Annotated in this window: 18 protein-coding genes; 10 read left to right on the top strand and 8 right to left on the bottom strand. The window is 66.0% G+C overall.

The annotated features are described in order from the left end of the window. Positions 1 to 278 precede the first annotated feature (278 nt). Complete coding sequence (locus P2PM1_RS05795) at positions 279 to 1,103, top strand: class II glutamine amidotransferase (RefSeq protein ID WP_186386912.1); 825 nt, start codon at positions 279 to 281, stop codon at positions 1,101 to 1,103. Further along, positions 1,076 to 2,410, top strand: a complete 1,335-nt coding sequence (locus P2PM1_RS05790) for a dihydroorotase (protein ID WP_186398466.1) — start codon at positions 1,076 to 1,078, stop codon at positions 2,408 to 2,410. The genes P2PM1_RS05795 and P2PM1_RS05790 overlap by 28 nt, the downstream gene beginning before the upstream one ends. Positions 2,411 to 2,442: 32 nt before the next feature. On the opposite strand, the gene P2PM1_RS05785 is transcribed toward P2PM1_RS05790, so the two are convergent. After that, positions 2,443 to 3,243, bottom strand: coding sequence for a hypothetical protein (locus tag P2PM1_RS05785; RefSeq protein ID WP_186394961.1), 801 nt, complete (start codon positions 3,241 to 3,243; stop codon positions 2,443 to 2,445). A gap of 299 nt (positions 3,244 to 3,542) precedes the next feature. Between P2PM1_RS05785 and P2PM1_RS05780 the strand changes: the two genes are divergently transcribed. Further along, positions 3,543 to 4,814: a L,D-transpeptidase family protein gene (locus P2PM1_RS05780; RefSeq protein ID WP_186398465.1), complete on the top strand. Its 1,272-nt coding sequence runs from the start codon at positions 3,543 to 3,545 to the stop codon at positions 4,812 to 4,814. Between the two features lie 69 nt (positions 4,815 to 4,883). Here P2PM1_RS05780 and P2PM1_RS05775 read toward each other — a convergent pair whose 3' ends face one another. Continuing rightward, a complete protein-coding gene (locus P2PM1_RS05775; protein ID WP_186398464.1) occupies positions 4,884 to 5,570 on the bottom strand; it encodes a hypothetical protein in 687 nt (228 codons plus the stop codon). A 240-nt stretch (positions 5,571 to 5,810) separates the two neighbouring features. Here P2PM1_RS05775 and P2PM1_RS05770 point away from each other — a divergent pair, with 240 nt between their 5' ends. Further along, the gene (locus P2PM1_RS05770) at positions 5,811 to 6,437 is read left to right on the top strand and encodes a LysE family translocator (RefSeq protein WP_186386907.1); all 627 of its coding nucleotides are present in this window, start codon (positions 5,811 to 5,813) and stop codon (positions 6,435 to 6,437) included. A 76-nt stretch (positions 6,438 to 6,513) separates the two neighbouring features. Here the strand turns inward: P2PM1_RS05770 and P2PM1_RS05765 are convergent, their stop codons facing one another. From P2PM1_RS05765 to P2PM1_RS05750, 4 genes are all read right to left on the bottom strand, one after another. Next, positions 6,514 to 6,786: a hypothetical protein gene (locus tag P2PM1_RS05765; RefSeq protein ID WP_186386906.1), complete on the bottom strand. Its 273-nt coding sequence runs from the start codon at positions 6,784 to 6,786 to the stop codon at positions 6,514 to 6,516. A gap of 143 nt (positions 6,787 to 6,929) precedes the next feature. After that, entirely contained in the window at positions 6,930 to 7,358 is a 429-nt protein-coding gene (locus tag P2PM1_RS05760) for a TIGR02301 family protein (RefSeq protein WP_186394958.1), read from the bottom strand. Positions 7,359 to 7,410: 52 nt separating this feature from the next. After that, positions 7,411 to 7,836 carry an NUDIX hydrolase gene (locus P2PM1_RS05755; protein WP_186394957.1) on the bottom strand — a complete coding sequence of 142 codons (426 nt, stop codon included), beginning with the start codon at positions 7,834 to 7,836 and terminating at the stop codon, positions 7,411 to 7,413. A 5-nt stretch (positions 7,837 to 7,841) separates the two neighbouring features. Next, positions 7,842 to 8,348, bottom strand: a complete 507-nt coding sequence (locus P2PM1_RS05750; protein ID WP_186386903.1) for a hypothetical protein — start codon at positions 8,346 to 8,348, stop codon at positions 7,842 to 7,844. Between the two features lie 132 nt (positions 8,349 to 8,480). Here P2PM1_RS05750 and P2PM1_RS05745 point away from each other — a divergent pair, with 132 nt between their 5' ends. After that, positions 8,481 to 9,269, top strand: a complete 789-nt coding sequence (locus P2PM1_RS05745; RefSeq protein WP_186398463.1) for an SOS response-associated peptidase — start codon at positions 8,481 to 8,483, stop codon at positions 9,267 to 9,269. A 3-nt stretch (positions 9,270 to 9,272) separates the two neighbouring features. Here P2PM1_RS05745 and P2PM1_RS05740 read toward each other — a convergent pair whose 3' ends face one another. After that, entirely contained in the window at positions 9,273 to 10,697 is a 1,425-nt protein-coding gene (locus tag P2PM1_RS05740) for an FAD-binding oxidoreductase (RefSeq protein ID WP_186394955.1), read from the bottom strand. Between the two features lie 221 nt (positions 10,698 to 10,918). Between P2PM1_RS05740 and fabI the strand changes: the two genes are divergently transcribed. Together fabI and P2PM1_RS05730 are read left to right on the top strand one after the other, a co-directional pair. Beyond that, positions 10,919 to 11,737 (top strand): enoyl-ACP reductase FabI, encoded by an 819-nt coding sequence (gene fabI / locus P2PM1_RS05735; RefSeq protein WP_186386900.1) that lies wholly within the window; start codon positions 10,919 to 10,921, stop codon positions 11,735 to 11,737. Positions 11,738 to 11,830: 93 nt separating this feature from the next. Continuing rightward, positions 11,831 to 12,469, top strand: a complete 639-nt coding sequence (locus P2PM1_RS05730) for a histidine phosphatase family protein (RefSeq protein ID WP_186398462.1) — start codon at positions 11,831 to 11,833, stop codon at positions 12,467 to 12,469. A gap of 13 nt (positions 12,470 to 12,482) precedes the next feature. Here P2PM1_RS05730 and P2PM1_RS05725 read toward each other — a convergent pair whose 3' ends face one another. Further along, positions 12,483 to 12,743, bottom strand: coding sequence for a DUF1344 domain-containing protein (locus P2PM1_RS05725; RefSeq protein ID WP_186398461.1), 261 nt, complete (start codon positions 12,741 to 12,743; stop codon positions 12,483 to 12,485). 361 nt (positions 12,744 to 13,104) lie between these two features. On the opposite strand from P2PM1_RS05725, the gene P2PM1_RS05720 reads away from it, so the two are divergent. The 3 genes from P2PM1_RS05720 to aroC all read left to right on the top strand — a co-directional run bounded on the left by P2PM1_RS05720 (position 13,105) and on the right by aroC (position 16,103). Continuing rightward, complete coding sequence (locus P2PM1_RS05720) at positions 13,105 to 13,593, top strand: MarR family winged helix-turn-helix transcriptional regulator (protein WP_186398460.1); 489 nt, start codon at positions 13,105 to 13,107, stop codon at positions 13,591 to 13,593. Between the two features lie 134 nt (positions 13,594 to 13,727). After that, positions 13,728 to 14,924: a DUF3095 family protein gene (locus tag P2PM1_RS05715; protein ID WP_186398488.1), complete on the top strand. Its 1,197-nt coding sequence runs from the start codon at positions 13,728 to 13,730 to the stop codon at positions 14,922 to 14,924. Between the two features lie 93 nt (positions 14,925 to 15,017). Beyond that, positions 15,018 to 16,103, top strand: coding sequence for a chorismate synthase (aroC, locus tag P2PM1_RS05710; RefSeq protein WP_186394951.1), 1,086 nt, complete (start codon positions 15,018 to 15,020; stop codon positions 16,101 to 16,103). Positions 16,104 to 16,123: the final 20 nt, after the last annotated feature.

Below are 16,123 nucleotides of genomic sequence, written 5' to 3'. Positions count from 1 at the left end.
CCTTCGATCTCGTCGCGGTGAAGGCCGATGGTGCAGTCCGACTCATGCCGACCGCAATCCGTTTCTGGCGACTTAGGCCTGAACGGCGCGGCCAACAAGGGGAGGGCGGATCTGCATGGCCGCTCGGTGGGAAACTCGCACAAAAGCCTGAGGGCGGGACCGGATGCCGAAAATTCGACACGGTTTGTTACCCCATTGACACTACCATCCTCACCGGACTCGTACTCCACTTTCTGGCCTGTAGCCGGCATGTCCGGCGGTTTCTGGGGTTTGCTGACATGTGTCGCCTGGCTGCCTATATCGGTGCCGAAATTCCGCTGGAAAACATCATCGCCCGTCCGCGCCACTCGCTGCTGGTGCAGAGCCAGGATGCCCAGGAGGCGAAGCTGCGCGTCAATGGCGACGGTTTCGGCATCGCCTGGTACGGCCACCTTCCCGAACCCGGCCTGTTCAAGGACGTGCTGCCGGCCTGGGCCGACACCAATCTGCCGAGCATCTGCCGGCTGGTGCGCTCCGGCCTCTTCCTGGCGCATGTGCGGGCGGCGACGACCGGCGCGTCCTCCCGCGAGAACTGCCATCCCTTCACCCATGGGCGCTGGGCCTTCATGCACAATGGCGGCATCGGCAATTTCGGCCATCTGCGGCGCGACATGGAGGCGGTGATCGCCGACGACTACTACGCTTTGCGCCGGGGCACGACCGATTCGGAGCTGTTCTTCCTGATGATGCTGTCCAACGGTCTCGACGAGGATGCGCCGACCGCGCTTCGCACGACGCTGGCACAGCTCATGGCGATCGCCGGGCGGCGCGGGACGGCCGGCCAGCCGATCCGCCTCACCTGCGCCTTCAGCGATGGCGCGCGGATCTTCGCCTTCCGTTTCGCCGACGACGGCCAGGCGCCGACGCTCTATCTCTCCGACTGCCTCGACCACGGCGGGCGGGCCTTTGCCTCCGAGCCGCTGGAAGGACGTTGCGCACGCTGGCGTGCGGTCGAGCCGGATCTCCTGTATGAACTGGGGCCTGAGCGGCTCGCCGTTCATGCAATCGATCAGGTCCAGGCAGCAAGGAGCGCCGCATGTCCCCTACGTTCGATCTCGTCCTGAAGGGAGGCACCGTCGTCAATCAGGACGGTGCGATCGAACGGGATATCGCCGTCTCCGCCGGCCGGATCGCCGGGATCGGCAGCTTTGCCGAAACCTCGGCCGGCGAAGTGGTCGATTGCCGGGGCCTGCATGTTCTTCCCGGGGTGATCGACACGCAGGTGCATTTCCGCGAGCCCGGACTGGAGCACAAGGAAGACCTTGAATCCGGCTCGCGCGCCGCGGTGATGGGCGGCGTCACCGCCGTGTTCGAGATGCCCAACACCAATCCGCTGACGACCAGCGCCGCGACGCTGGAAGACAAGCTGTCCCGCGGCCGGCACCGCATGCATTGCGATTTCGCCTTCTGGGTGGGCGGCACGCGCGACAATGTCGACGACCTGCCCGAGTTGGAGCGGTTGCCGGGAGCCGCCGGCATCAAGGTGTTCATGGGATCCTCGACCGGCGATCTGCTGGTGGAGGACGATGAGGGCGTTGCCCGCATCCTGTCGAAGACGCGGCGGCGTGCGGCCTTTCACAGCGAGGATGAGTTCCGCCTGCGCGAGCGCGCCGGCGAACGCCGGCCGGGCGATCCCCGCTCGCACCCGGTCTGGCGCGACGAGATCGCCGCGCTGACCTGCACGCAGCGGCTGGTCGGCATCGCCCGCTCCGTCGGAGCGCGCATCCACATCCTGCATCTGTCGACCGCGGAGGAGGTGGATTTCCTCATACCGCACAAGGATGTCGCCTCCATCGAGGTGACGCCGCACCACCTGACGCTGACCGACGAAGCCTATGACCGGATCGGCACGCTGGCGCAGATGAACCCGCCGGTGCGGGCACAGCGCCATCGCGACCGGCTCTGGTGGGGCCTGGAGCAGGGGCTGCTGGATATTTTCGGCTCCGACCACGCGCCGCATCTTCTGGAGGAAAAGCGGAAGGACTATCCGGCCTCGCCCTCCGGCATGACCGGCGTGCAGACCCTGGTGCCGATCATGCTCGACCATGTGAATGCCGGCCGGCTCAGCCTTGCCCGATTCGTCGACATGACCTCGGCCGGGCCGCAGCGGCTCTTCGGCATCGCCCGCAAGGGGCGGATCGCGCTCGGCTATGACGCCGACTTTACCATCGTCGACATGAAGCGCCGCGAGACGATCACCAACGGCTGGATCGCCTCGAAATGCGGCTGGACGCCCTATGACGGCACGTCCGTTCAGGGCTGGCCGGTCGGTACGATGGTGCGGGGCCGCCTTGCCATGTGGCAGGGGGACCTCGCCGCGCCCTCGACCGGCGAGCCGGTGCTGTTTCACGAAGCCTTGCCGCGCGGCTGAACGCGGCGTTCAGGACGGGCGAGGGGACGGGCTTAGGCCGGGCTGGGCAGGGAGCCGCGACCGCTGCCGAAGACCGCCGTGATCGATGCGATGCGGGCGCTTGCCGGGATCGGGCGAATGGTGAAGAGCCGGGGGATTCGGGTGTGTCCCGCGTCGCTGGCGAGCGCCATCAGCGATTCGATCTGCTCGCCGACCCGGCGATGAGTTTCCGTCTCGATGCGGATGCGCCGCCACACATGCCGCTGGATCACCAGATCCATGCAGGTCTTGATGTCGGTGATGAGGAATTCGAGATCGAGCGTCGGCAAGCCGAGATAGGCGCGCAGTTCCTCGAAGATCGTCCTGAGCACCGCCGCATAGGCGAGGTCCTCGGAGGCCGGCCGCAACTCGTTGATGTCGAGGCACTGGATTTGCGCCTCCTCGCGGGCGGTCTCGATGAAGGCGGAGATCTGGCCGCTCGCCAGCACCGCCGTGCCGTCCTCCAGCGCGAGCTGCTTCATCAGGAGCGAGGCCTCGAAGATGTCGAGGATGCGCCGCGACAGCAGATGCACCAATTCGCGCAAGGCCCGCTCCTGGACCGGATTGCACTCCACGAAATTCATCTCGAAAATGTCGAAAAGCCCGGCCTCGAAGGTCTCGCTCATGTTGCGGAAGCAGGGATGATGATGCAGCAGCCTGTTCACCGCCGGCAGGGCGTCGACCTCGACGGGGCAATCGGACATGCGGATGTCGTTGATATCCGTGAAGAGCGGGGTGCTGGCGCGGTTCTGGCTGTTCTGGCACTTGAACACGGCAATCTCCTTTGCCGGCCCCGACTTGGGCGGCGCGATCATTTGTCTTGTCGTCTGGGCTTCCCGGCCGGAGGGGCCGTCTTGGTTAAACGATTCCGAATCGCGACCTGAGTCGCAATCAGGAACTGTCCGGTCTGCGCAAGGTTATTTTTGTGTTGATGGGCGCTTTCATGTGGACAGTCGCGAATCGGTCCCGGCGCCGGGAAACGCAGGCCTGTGACGGCAATCACGGTAAGTTGAGGCCCCGAATGCGAAGGATCTGCTGGAAATAACGAGGGATTTACGGCTTTCGGCTAGGTTTCGGACCAAGTCGCATCCGCGAGACTTTGAAGGTTGGGCGAATGATCGAGAACGCACGCAAGACGTCCCCGGTGGCGAGCCGCTTTCCGCTGGCCCTTGCCGCCATGCTGACCGCCTCTGGAGCCTTGGCCATTTCCGGCGGCCCGGCGGTCGCCCGCGATCCCGCGCCGATGACCGTAGTCGCGGGTGCCGGCGCGGCGGCCGGCACGGATGCCGAGCCCGCCACGGACATGCCCTTGCAGATCCTCGTGTCACTGGACGACCAGATGCTCGAGGTCTATCGCGGGACGACCCTGGTCGAGACGAGCCGCATTTCGTCCGGCAAGAGCGGGCACGGCACGCCGACGGGGGTTTTCAGCATCCTGGAAAAGCGCCGGCGGCATTTTTCCAATCTCTACAACAACGCGCCGATGCCCTTCATGCAGCGCCTGACCTGGTCCGGCATTGCCCTGCATGAGGGTGTGGTGCCGAACTATCCGGCCTCGCACGGCTGCATCCGGATGCCGCGCGGCTTCGCGCAGCAGCTTTTCTCGATGACGGATCGCGGTGCCCATGTGATCGTCACCCGCAAACGCGCCGAGCCGCGCGCGGTCAGCCATTCGGCCTTGCCCGCCTTCCGCCTGCCGGCGATGGCGGTCGCGAGCCTTGACGTGAAACTGCGCCCCGGCCTGCCCGGCGCCGTTACGGACGGCGATGCGGCGACGGTCGGGTCCGTCGGTGCCGCCGATGTCGGGCTGAAGCTTCCCACCGAGCCGCTGCGCATCCTGGTGACGCCGGCATCGCCCCAGGAGCGCATCCGCGACATGCAGCGCGTGCTCGACCGTCTCGGCTATGGTCCCGGACCGGTGGACGGGGTGCTGGGACAAAAGACCCGTGCCGCCATCCGGCTGTTCCAGGAGGGGGCAGAACTGCCGATCACCGGCAATCCGACCGACCTGGTGCTGCGCGCCCTCTATGCCGAAGCCGGGGAGGTGGGGCCTGCCACCGGTCGCCTTTATGTGCGGCGCAACTTCAAGGAGGTTTACTCCGGCAACGTGGTGCTGAAGGACGCGGATCAGCCGCTGGGCACCCATCTCTTCACGGCCATCGCCGACGTCGAACCGGGCGCCGCGCCGCGCTGGATGACCGTTGCGGCGGAGGAAACGGGCAGCCGTTCACCCAACGCCATTCTCGACCGGATCGAGTGGGCCGACGAGGCACGCGCCTTCGTCGAGGAGAACCTGGCGCTCGGCTCGTCGCTGATGGTGACCGACCGGCCGTTCAACCTGCATTCGGGCCTTGGCACCGATTTCGTCGTGATGACGCGGCAATAGGCGCTTGGCTGTCGGGCGGGTGCGACAGGACCGATGCGGGGCGGCGCTTGCTTGCGGCCCGCCGCTCGCTCAGTCGCCGGCGACGAAATAATGCAAGGTGCCGTCCGGGCCGATGCCGACCCGATAGAAAGTCCAGGCTCCCATGGCTTCCATGTCGGCGAGATCCCCGGACGTGACCACCCGGTACATCTCGACCTTCTGCTCCCGGGTCAGCCGGGCCAGCGGGATGCGCGAGAAATACGGCCAGACATACATTTCCTGTGCCGTGCCCTTGTCGACATGGACATAGCCGGCCTCAAGGATCTCGGTGAGGATCGCCATCACCTCCAGGCCTTCGCCGTCGCCGGAACTGGCCTTGAGAAACTCGATCGGGTCGTCCATCTCGCCGAAGGTCAGCGTCGGCATCATCTCGTTGGCCTCCAGCACCATGCGCAGGCGCTCGAGGTCGCCCGCATAGGCGGCTTCCAGCAACTGGGACCGGGTGCGGGCGACGGGCTTGGGCAGGTCCGCCTCGCCGTAGAGCACCTCGGGCAGGGCCTCGGGCTGCACGCCCGGCGCGCCGGACGCGTCGGTGGCGGGTTCGGGGGGCGCTGCCGGCGTCTCCAGCGCGTCGGACGGGATCCGCGTCCCGTCTGCGGGGTCCTCGCTCGGCGCCACCTGGATCCGTTCCGTCTTCACGGTTGCGGCCTCCGCGACCGCCGGGCCGCCGAAAGCGACGGCGAGCAGGAGGGCAGCGAGCGGGGGAACAGGGTGCATGTCGATCCTTCCTGTCGTTGGGGGAGGTCGTGGAACTCGACCCTATACCAAGTGATCTGGCGGTGGAATCGCGCCTTGGCAAGGTATGTGGTTTGCCACGCCCTTCGAGGGATGGGCGGCCGCCCGAAGCGGCTATCCACGAATGTCTCTATCGGACTGTTGAGCTTGCCAGCGCCCTTGGATAGGGATTGTCGACAGGGCAAGCTGCGGTCACATCCGCGGGCAAAGGGTCGGTAGCTTTTGCAGGAACCAATCTTCTTCTTCATCATCGGCCTCGGCATCGGCATTGTCACCAGTGCTCCGGTCGGTCCCGTCAATATTGCTGTCATCCAGCGCTCTTTCCGATCCGGCCTGTTGCCCGGACTGTCCGCAGGCCTGGGGGCGGTACTGGCCGATGGGCTCTATGCGGCCTTTGCGGCGTTTGGCGTGACCGTCGTGTCCGATTTCGTGGAGAAGCAGAGCTGGATCATCCAGTCGGTGGGCGGTCTGATCGTGATCCTGTTCGGCCTTCGCGTCCTGATGACCAGACCGCATTTCGAGGCCGGCGCCGCTGCGCCCAAGGGGTTCACGGCGGGGCTCGCCGGCGGCTTCGTGATGACCATCACCAATCCCGGCGTCGTTCTGGGGTTTCTGGCGATCTTCGGAAGCCTGGGCGATTGGGCGCCCGATCCGGGAAACTATATGGGGGCGGTGTTTCTCGTTGCCGGCGTGCTGGCCGGGGCGCTGGGCTGGTGGATCGTTCTTGCCTCGCTCGTGTCCTATCTTCGCGAGCGGATGAACGATACCTGGCTGCTGTGGATCAACCGTGTGGCGGGCGGCACGCTCTGCCTGTTCGGCCTCGCGATCTTCGCCCATCTGTATCTGTAGGAGCAGGGCCCAAGGTTTGGCGGTCAGGTGGGTTGCCCTGACGTCTCGACAAGCGCCGCGCGAAAGGCGCGGCGGATCAATGCATGGGCTTGAACAGGGTGTAGTCGCCGCGCCGGACCCGCTCCGGCAGGCCTTCCGCCAGTTGCGCGACGGCTTCCTCGCCAAAGGTCATGACAAGGTCGGCAAAGGCTGTAAACAAGGCGGCATGCGCGACCGCGGCCGAATCGAGACCGTCGGCCACGGCCTCGGCGAAGGCATGGTCGATATAGCCGAGCGCCATCCGCCGGATGTCCTGGTCGGTGGCTGTCGCCTCGTCGAACTCGGCGTCGGTGTTGTCGGTGTCGCGCATCTCGGCCCGCCTGCTGGCCTCCGCCCCGGAAAAGGCGTGGCATTTTGATGCGCTCACTTTGCGTGAGTCGCGGCGGGACCGTAAAGAAAAGCTTAACTCATTCGTTAAAATCCGCGGAATATGGTTAACGCCGGTTTAGCAATTCAGCGGTTGTAGCGGGTGGTGACATTGCGGGTCAGGGCGCTGCCCTCCTCGATATACCGCGCAAGTGCGGCTTCGGCCGCTGGCGTGCACTTGAGATAGACCGAGGAAAAGCCGCGATAACCCTGGTTGAAGCGCTCGATGAAGCGCCGCCTGCGCTCGTCATCCTGCACTTCCGCCTCCAGCAGCGCCTCCATCTGGTCGCGCCAGACGCTGCCGTCCGGGGACCCGCAGAGCGGGCGAAGGTAATGGAGGGCGCCAAGGATCTCCGAAAGCCGCATCAGATCGGCCTCGTAGGGCGGGTCGTCGGTGCGGGGAGGCACCTGGGCGAGGGCAGGATGCCCCAGCCCGGCAAGGAGCAGGACGGCCAGCGGCAGGGCGAGTGCTCGCAGGCGCTTGGAGCCGGAAGCGGAACGGGATCGGCGGGTCATGGCCGGCAAGATGCGCTGTCCCGGTTCATTCCGCAAGGGGAGGCGGCGCGCCTCATTCGGGGCGCAGGCCGCCGATCAGGCGAAGGATCCGCGCTGCGGTTCCTGGCGTCATGGAGAGCCCGCCGAGGGTGTCGGCATGAAAAAAGGCGGCATCCGCGGCGTCGTCGCCGGGCCGCAGCCTGCCTTCCGGCTGGCGGGCGAGGAAGACGGCGATGACGAAATGGCGTGTCCCGGTGGCGGTGTCGGGCACCAGTTCGACGATCTCGACCGGTACCGGCTCCAGTTGCGCCGACAGTCCGGTCTCTTCGAAGAGTTCGCGCGCCGCCGCCTCGCGCAGCCGCTCTCCGAACTCGACCGTCCCGCCCGGCAGGCTCCAGTGGCCGGCAAAGGGGGGCTTGCCACGCTTGATCAGCAGCACCTCGTCCCGCTGTTGCAGGAGAATGCTGACCCCGAGCCGTGGGTGATTCGCACCGCCCATGGCTCTCAAGCGAACAGGGCGTCGATCGAGGCTTGCGAGTCCGTCTCGGAAACATCGGACGCATCGAGATGGCCGTGAATGATCGCGCTTGCGGTGGCGATCAGCGGCTTGATCTCTTCAACGGTCTGCAGGGCGACGGCCGGCGCCACCGCCATGATATCGTCGGTTTCGCGCAAACGGCCCTGCTTCTCGCACACGGCGGTGTCCAGGGTCGCGACAACGTCCTTCAGGGCCTTGCGCACGGTGGAAGGGGCCGCCTGGAACGCCTCGATCGCCAGATGCTTCTCGGCGAAGTTCGAGGCCTCGAAATGCTGCTCATAGCTGAGCGGCTGCCAGTCAAGAACGTCCTCGGCGCATTCCGGCATATCCGGGAGCATCTCGAGCAGCATCACCACCTCGTTGAAATGATTGAGGTAGTCGGTGGCCAGCCCCGTGCGCGGATTGATGTTCGCCGCAAGGAGCCGCTCAGCCGATAGGTGCCCTTCTCCCAATGTCGGTTCCGCGAGGCTCATTTGACGTCCTTTGACGATCTCATCTCGGCAGTTTTAACTGCATGGGGTTTCGATTTGCCTAATTGCGCGAATACGATAACTGGCAACTTGAAACGATGGTCCGGCGGCGACCGGCAACAGGATCGGGATCTCATGTGCGGCCGTTTTGCCCTCAAGGCCTCTTCGGAGGAGTTGCGCAGCGTCTTCGACTATCTCGGCGCCGCGCCGGGTGCGGAGGGCATGCCCCCGCGCTTCAACATCACGCCGACCCAACCCATCGCGACCATCCGCCAGGCCCATGGGGCGAGACGCTTTGCCCTGGTGCGCTGGGGGCTGGTGCCGGGATGGGTGAAGGATCCCTCGACCTTCTCGCTGCTCGTCAATGCAAGGGCGGAGACGGTTGCGGACAAGCCTTCGTTCCGCGCGGCCATTCGCCATCGCCGCTGCCTCGTGCCGGCCAGCGGCTATTACGAATGGCACCTTGCCGAGGATGGCTCCAAGCAACCCTGGTACATACGGCCCCGTCAGGGAGGCCTCGTCGCCCTGGCCGGTCTTTGGGAAGAGTGGTGCGATCCGGATGGCGGCGAGATCGAGACGGGGGCCCTGCTGACCGTTCCGGCGAACGGCGCGCTGGCGCCGATCCATCACCGGATGCCGGCCGTGATCGCGCGACCGGACTTCGACGCCTGGCTCGATGTCGGCGGCACGCCGGTCAAGGAGGCGGTCGCCTTGCTCAAACCGGCGCCGGACGATTTCTTCGAGGCCGTTCCGGTGTCGCGGAGGGTCAATTCGGCTCGCGATGACGACGAGGCCCTGACCGCGCCGATCACCCTTGAGAAGACGCCAGGCGGACCGGCGCCGTCGTCGCGCGAGGCATCGGTCGGAAAGACGGCGAAGGAGCAGCCGGCCGGACCCGCGGCCGGCCAGCTCGACCTGTTCTGACGGTCAGAGAATACGCCCAGGGTTGAGCGTGTTGTTGGGATCGAAGGCCGCCTTGATCCGGCGCATCAGCTCCAGCTCGACCGGGGACTTGACCTGCGCGAGCAGGTCCCGCTTCAGCCGACCGATCCCGTGTTCGGCCGAGATCGATCCGCCATATTTCAGGACGATGCCGTGGACGAGGTCGTTCATCTCGTCCCAGCGCGCCAGATAGGCGGCCTTGTCGGCGCCGACCGGCTGGCTGACGTTGAAGTGGATGTTGCCATCGCCCATGTGGCCGAACGGCACCGGCCGGCAGCCGGGCACCATGGCCTCGACAGCGGCGATCGCCTCGTCGAGAAAGGCCGGAACGCTGGCGACGGGGACGGAGACGTCGTGCTTGATCGAGCCGCCTTCCTCGCGCTGCACCTCCGACATGCCGTGCCGCAAATGCCAGAAGGCGGAGGCTTGGGCGACCGATTCGGCAAGGGCGGCATCTTCGACCAGTCCGGCCTCATAAGCCTCGCCGAGAATGGTCTCCATCAGGATGCGGGTCGGGTTTTCGCCTTCCTCGCCGTCCGTGCCGGAGGAAAGCTCCATCAGCACGTACCAAGGCGAGGGGGCCTGCAGCGGGTCGCGCGCACCGGCAAGGTGGCGGACGGAAAACTCCAGCCCGACGCGCGGCATCAGTTCGAACCCGGTCAGCATGGCACCGGCGCGGGCCCTGGCGCGGGTGAACAGCTCCAGCGCGTCCTGCGGCGAGGCCAGTCCGACGAAGGCGACATCCTGCGCGCGCGGGCGCGGATAGAGCTTCAGGACCGCCGCCGTGAGGATGCCGAGCGTGCCTTCCGAGCCGATAAATAATTGTTTCAGATCGTAACCGGTATTGTCCTTGCGCAGGCCCCGGAGCCCGTCGACGACACGGCCGTCGGCGAGCACGACCTCCAGTCCGAGAACGAGGTCGCGGGTGTTGCCATAGGCAAGGACCGCGGTGCCGCCGGCATTCGTCGCGATGTTGCCGCCGATCTGGCAGGAGCCTTGCGAGCCGAGCGTCAGCGGGAACAGGCGGTCGACCTCTCCGGCTGCGTCATGGATCGCCTGCAGCGTGCACCCGGCCTCCACGGTCATCGTATAGCCCTGCGCATCGACATCGCGGATGCGGTTCAGCCGGCCGAGGCTGAGCACGATTTCCGTAGCGGAATCATCGGGAATTTGCCCGCCGACGAGCCCGGTATTGCCGCCCTGCGGCACGATCTTCAGGCCTGTCCTGTCGGCATGGGCAAGGATCGCCGACACTTCCTCGCGCGAGCCCGGCCGCAGCACGACCGGTGTGCGCCCCTGATAGAGATCGCGCCATTCCCGCAGATAGGGGGCTGTATCGGCAGGGTCGGTCAGGGCGTTGCGCGGCCCGACAATGTCGATGAGCGGGGCGAGGAGGCTGGCGTCGGACATGGCTGGACCGGGATCTGGAAAACGAGGACAGGGAGCGTGGAGGGTCACGCATATCACATTTTGCGAAGCAGTCGATGTGGGACAGGCGGCTGGCGATGGCTTGAAGCGGTGGGGGGGCTGTGCCATAGGAACCGTCCCGGACTGCCGGTTGCGGTGCGGGGCGGTTGGCGTTCGGCCCGTATGGCGAACGCCGCGTGTATGGACTTGCTGGAGACTTGAGCATGGCGATGACGCAGGGACTGATGGCTGGGAAGCGCGGCCTTATTATGGGTGTCGCGAACAATCGGTCCATCGCTTGGGGGATCGCCAAGGCGCTCGCCGATGCCGGCGCGGAGATCGCGTTGACCTATCAGGGCGATGCGCTGCGCAAGCGGGTGGAGCCGCTGGCCGCCGAACTGGGCGCACAGGTGGTCGGTCATTGCGATGTGCTGGACGAGACCACCATCGATGCCGTCTTCGCCCGCCTCGAAGAGATGTGGGGAAAGATCGACTTTCTCGTGCACGCGGTCGCCTTCTCCGACAAGGACGAACTGACCGGTCGCTATGTCGATACTTCGGCGGAGAACTTCCGCAACACGATGCAGATCTCCTGCTACTCCTTCACGTCCGTCGCGCAGCGCGCCGAGAAACTGATGACCGACGGCGGCTCGATGCTGACGCTCACCTATTACGGCGCCGAGAAGGTCATGCCGCATTACAACGTCATGGGCGTTGCCAAGGCGGCGCTCGAGGCGAGCGTGCGTTATCTCGCGGCGGACCTCGGCAAGGGCGCGATCCGCGTCAACGCGATCTCGGCCGGCCCGATCAAGACGCTCGCCGCCTCGGGCATCGGCGACTTCCGCTACATCCTCAAGTGGAACGAGTACAACGCCCCGCTGCGCCGCACGGTCACGATCGAGGAGGTGGGCGATGCCGCCCTGTTCCTGCTGTCGGACCTTGGGCGCGGTGTCACCGGCGAAATCCAGCACGTCGATTGCGGCTACCACATTGTCGGCATGAAGGCAGTCGATGCTCCCGACATCTCGGTGGTCAAGGACTGACCTTTCCCGAAATGGCAAGAGCGCCGAACAGCGGTCCCCCTGTCCGCAAGGGCGGGTGAGCGTCGGCCGCGATGGCGCGTCTTCGGAGGTGCAATGAACAAGTCCGGGAACAATTCCGGGGCGGGTGCGGCCCGCTTCGCTCCCCCCTTCATGATCTTCATCCGCCACGGGCAGACGGACTGGAATGCCGAAGGCCGGATGCAGGGGCAGCGCGACATCCCGCTCAACGACACGGGACGCGACCAGGCCAGGCGCAATGGCGCCGCCCTGCGGGACTACCTGAAGGAACAGGACATCCCGCTGCAGGACCTGTCCTATTTCGTCTCGCCCCTGTCGCGGGCGGTCGAAACCATGGACCTGATCTTTGGCGAACTCGGCCTGCCGACGGATCTCTACCAGCGCGATGAACGGCTGCGGGAGATCACCTTCGGCGCCTGGGAAGGCTATACAATTCCCGAGATCGCCGCGCGCTCCCCGGAACAGGCCGCGGCCAGAAAGGCCGACAAGTGGGGGTTCGTGCCGCCGGAGGGCGAAAGCTACCGGATGCTGTCGAGCCGGATCGACGCCTGGCTCGCCACGATCACGCACCCCGCCGTGGTGGTCTCCCACGGCGGAGTGATGCGCGTGCTGCAAGGCCGCCTGCTGCCGATGCCGCCTCAGGAGATCCCGACGCTCGACATCCCGCAGGATCGGTTTCTCGTCTGGAAGGACGGGGAGATAGAGTGGGTCTGACCGCCGGAGGCGGTCAGTCGAGGATCTGGACGTCGGTCAGCATGCGGTTGCTGGTCGTCTCGTCGTAGAACACCAGCACCCGCATGCCGGTCTTCAGGTCGTCGACGAAGAAGTCGACCGGGATGGCATAGGTCTGGCCGTCCGACAGCACCAGCACGGATGCGTCGGGACGAATCTCGACAATGGTCGCCTCGACTTCGCCGGCCAGGGACGCGGCCGTTCCGGCAAGCGTCAGCATGACGGCGGCAAGGATCATCTGCAGCATGCGTTTCATCGTGTTCTCCGTGGACCCGCCCTTATGGTCCGGGGCGGGATCGAACAAAACCTCGGCTCTGGCGTCAAGTGGGGATCGGCAGAAGCGCGAATGGACGTCGCCGGTTCATCGGCGCTTTGAAGCGGGGTGCCAGTTGTGACTGCTTCGCCGATGTGATCGGCGGCTACGCCTCCTGCCCGGACGCAATGTCCACACGTCTTTCAGTCTGCCAGTCAAGCATGGCGTTTCGATGGCGCCGGTCGCCGCATCGACCGGGTCGCCAGCCGGCGAAGGGCGTCGGCCGCGGCGGCTTTGCATGGCCGGGAACAGGGCTTGATAAAAGATCGCGCGCGATCTATATCCGGCTCATAGGAGATCCGACATGGTGCCCGATACGCCCGACCCCAACATGCTTGACCCCAACATGCTTGACGATGACGGGGCGACCCGCGGTCTGCCGCAAGAGCTTCTGTGCTTTTCCGTCTACGCGGCATCCCACGCCTTCAACCATCTCTACCGCCAGGCGCTGGCCGATATCGGCCTGACCTATCCGCAATATCTGGTGATGCTGCTGCTGTGGCAGGCGGACAACCGCATGGTGAAGGATATCGGCCGGCACATGGATCTGGAGTCCAACACGCTGACGCCGCTGCTCAAGCGGCTTGAAAGCCTCGGGCTGATCCGGCGCACGCGGGACGCCGAGGACGAGCGGGTCGTGCGGGTTCATCTGACGCCCAAAGGGCGCGATCTCGAGCAGGCGGCGCGCGCGGTGCCCGACTGCATCGCGGCCGCCGTCGGACTCGACCCGGAGGAGGTGAGGGATCTCTCCCGGCGTCTGCACGCTTTGCGGAAGCGTCTGCTGGAGGCCTGACGGCGCCCATATCCGTTCTTGAAGAGATTCGATCCGCTCCTGATATCGGCAACTGGCAGGGCGGAATGCCTTGCCTGCGGTGCAGCGGTGGCGGACACTGCCGCGTGAGGCGGAAGGATGGTGTCGTGAGCGATATGACCGAGGGAACCGGACACTTCTACCAAGCCTTACCGGTGTTCAGCGAGTTCGCGAAAGTGAGCGATGCGGCCGCCTTCGAGCCGCTTCCCGATGACTGGATCCTTCTGGCCTCGGACATCGTCCGCTCGCGCGATGCCATCGCCGCCGGGCGCTACAAACATGTCAATATGGTTGCGGCGGCAGTCGTTTCTGCAGTGTTGAACGTGGCGGGGCGCATCGAGCTTCCGTTCGTGTTCGGCGGTGACGGCGCGCTGGTGGCGGTGCCTCCGGCGCTTGCCGAGGAGGCCGGTCGTGCGCTCGTCTCTGTTCGCGCGATGGCGCGGGAGACGGCCAGCCTCGATCTGCGGGTCGCGGCCATTCCGGTTGCCGCGTTGCGGGCTGAGGGGGCCGATCTGCGGGTCGCGAAGTTCGAACTCAGCCGGGGCAACAACCTGGCCATGTTCTCGGGCGGCGGCATCGAGCTTGCGGAGACGATTCTCAAGGACGAGGCGCGCGTCGCCCCCTACCGGCTCGTCGAGCCGGATGTCGTGGAGCCCGCGCCGCTCGACGGCCTGTCCTGTCGCTGGGAGCCGCTGCCGGCGCGCCGTGGCAGGATCGCGACGCTGCTCCTGCGGCCCGCCAGCGGCCGCATGGAGGAGTTGAGCGGGATTCTCGACGACCTTCGCGGCATGCTCGGCATCGATCTGACGGGAGCAGACCCCGCGAGCGCTCCGGTGCGCCGAAGTTCGCTGAAGTTCCGTTTTCCCCCTGCGGGGCTGAAGATCGAGGCGCGGATGGTTGGCTGGCGCCGCAGCCGGTGGCGCACCTACCTTGCCGGGATGGCTGCATGCGTCGCCGTCGTCGTCAGCGTTGCCACTGGCCGCCGCATCGGCCCGTTCGAACCGGAGCACTATCTGCATCAGCTCGCGCTCAACACCGACTTTCGCAAGTTCGACGACATGCTGCGCCTCGTGCTCGACCTCGACGGGCGCGAACTGGAGGCTCTCACCGCCTATCTGGAAAAGGGAGAGGCGGCGGGACACCTGGTCTACGGCCTGCATCTCTCGGACGAGGCGCTGATGACCTGCCTTGTCTTCAGCCTTGAGGAAAACCGCCATATCCATTTCATCGATGGAGCCGATGGCGGCTATGCGCGCGCCGCGCAGGATTTCAAGCAGCGGCTGGCAGAGCAAGCCTCCGGCGCTGCCGCCTGAAAGCCCCTTGTCGCTTTTGCGGTTTCCCTGCGCGGCCGGGCGCTTTAGAAGACCTGTGCCAGTCCGTTTGTCGGTCATGTTCCGGATCCCCAGATGTCGCACAATACCTTCGGCCATCTTTTCCGTGTCACCACCTGGGGCGAGAGCCATGGCCCGGCGCTTGGCTGCGTCGTCGACGGCTGTCCGCCGCGCATCGAACTGACCGAAGCCGAGATCCAGACCTTTCTCGACAAGCGCAAGCCCGGCCAGTCGAAATACACGACCCAGCGGCGCGAGGCGGACGCGGTCCGCATCCTTTCCGGCGTGATGAGCGACGACCACGGCGTTCAGCGCACCACCGGGACGCCGATCTCGCTGATGATCGAGAACACCGACCAGCGCTCGAAAGACTATTCCGAGATCCGTGAGAGCTACCGCCCCGGCCATGCCGATTTCACCTATGACGCCAAATACGGCATCCGGGACTATCGCGGCGGCGGGCGCTCATCCGCGCGTGAGACGGCGGCGCGCGTTGCCGCCGGCGCCATCGCCCGCAAGGTGGTGCCGGGGCTCGTGGTGCGCGGCGCACTGGTGCAGGTCGGGCCGCACAAGGTCGACCGCAGCCGCTGGAACTGGGACGAGATCGGCAACAATCCGTTCTTCTGTCCCGATGCGACGACGGCCGCGCGCTGGTCGGACTATCTCGACCAGATCCGCAAGGACGGCTCTTCCGTCGGCGCCGTGGTCGAGGTGGTGGCCGAGGGCGTGCCGGCAGGTCTCGGCGCACCGCTCTACGGCAAGCTCGATCAGGAGATCGCCGCCGCCCTGATGTCGATCAACGCGGTCAAGGGTGTGGAGATCGGCAATGGCTTCGAAGCGGCTTCCCTGACCGGCGAGGAAAACGCCGACGAAATGCGGATCGGCGCCGATGGGCGCCCGGTGTTCCTCACCAACCATGCCGGCGGCATTCTCGGCGGCATTTCCTCCGGCGAGCCGGTCGTCGCGCGCTTTGCCGTCAAGCCGACCTCGTCGATCCTGACCCCGCGCCGTTCGGTGACCCGGTCGGGCGAGGAAGTGGATGTGCGGACCAAGGGGCGGCATGACCCCTGCGTCGGCATCCGCGCCGTGCCGGTGGGCGAGGCGATGCTGGCCTGCGTCATCGCCGATCACTATCTGCGCCACCGCGGGCAGGTCGGATAAATTCAGTATCACTGAATTTC

Origin of the sequence: Stappia sp. P2PMeth1 (assembly GCF_900185735.1) — a bacterium.
In the GTDB taxonomy this organism is placed as follows: Bacteria; Pseudomonadota; Alphaproteobacteria; order Rhizobiales; family Stappiaceae; genus Stappia.
The sequence above is the reverse complement of the archived record's forward strand: the minus strand, read 5'-3'. Positions and strand labels throughout refer to the sequence as shown.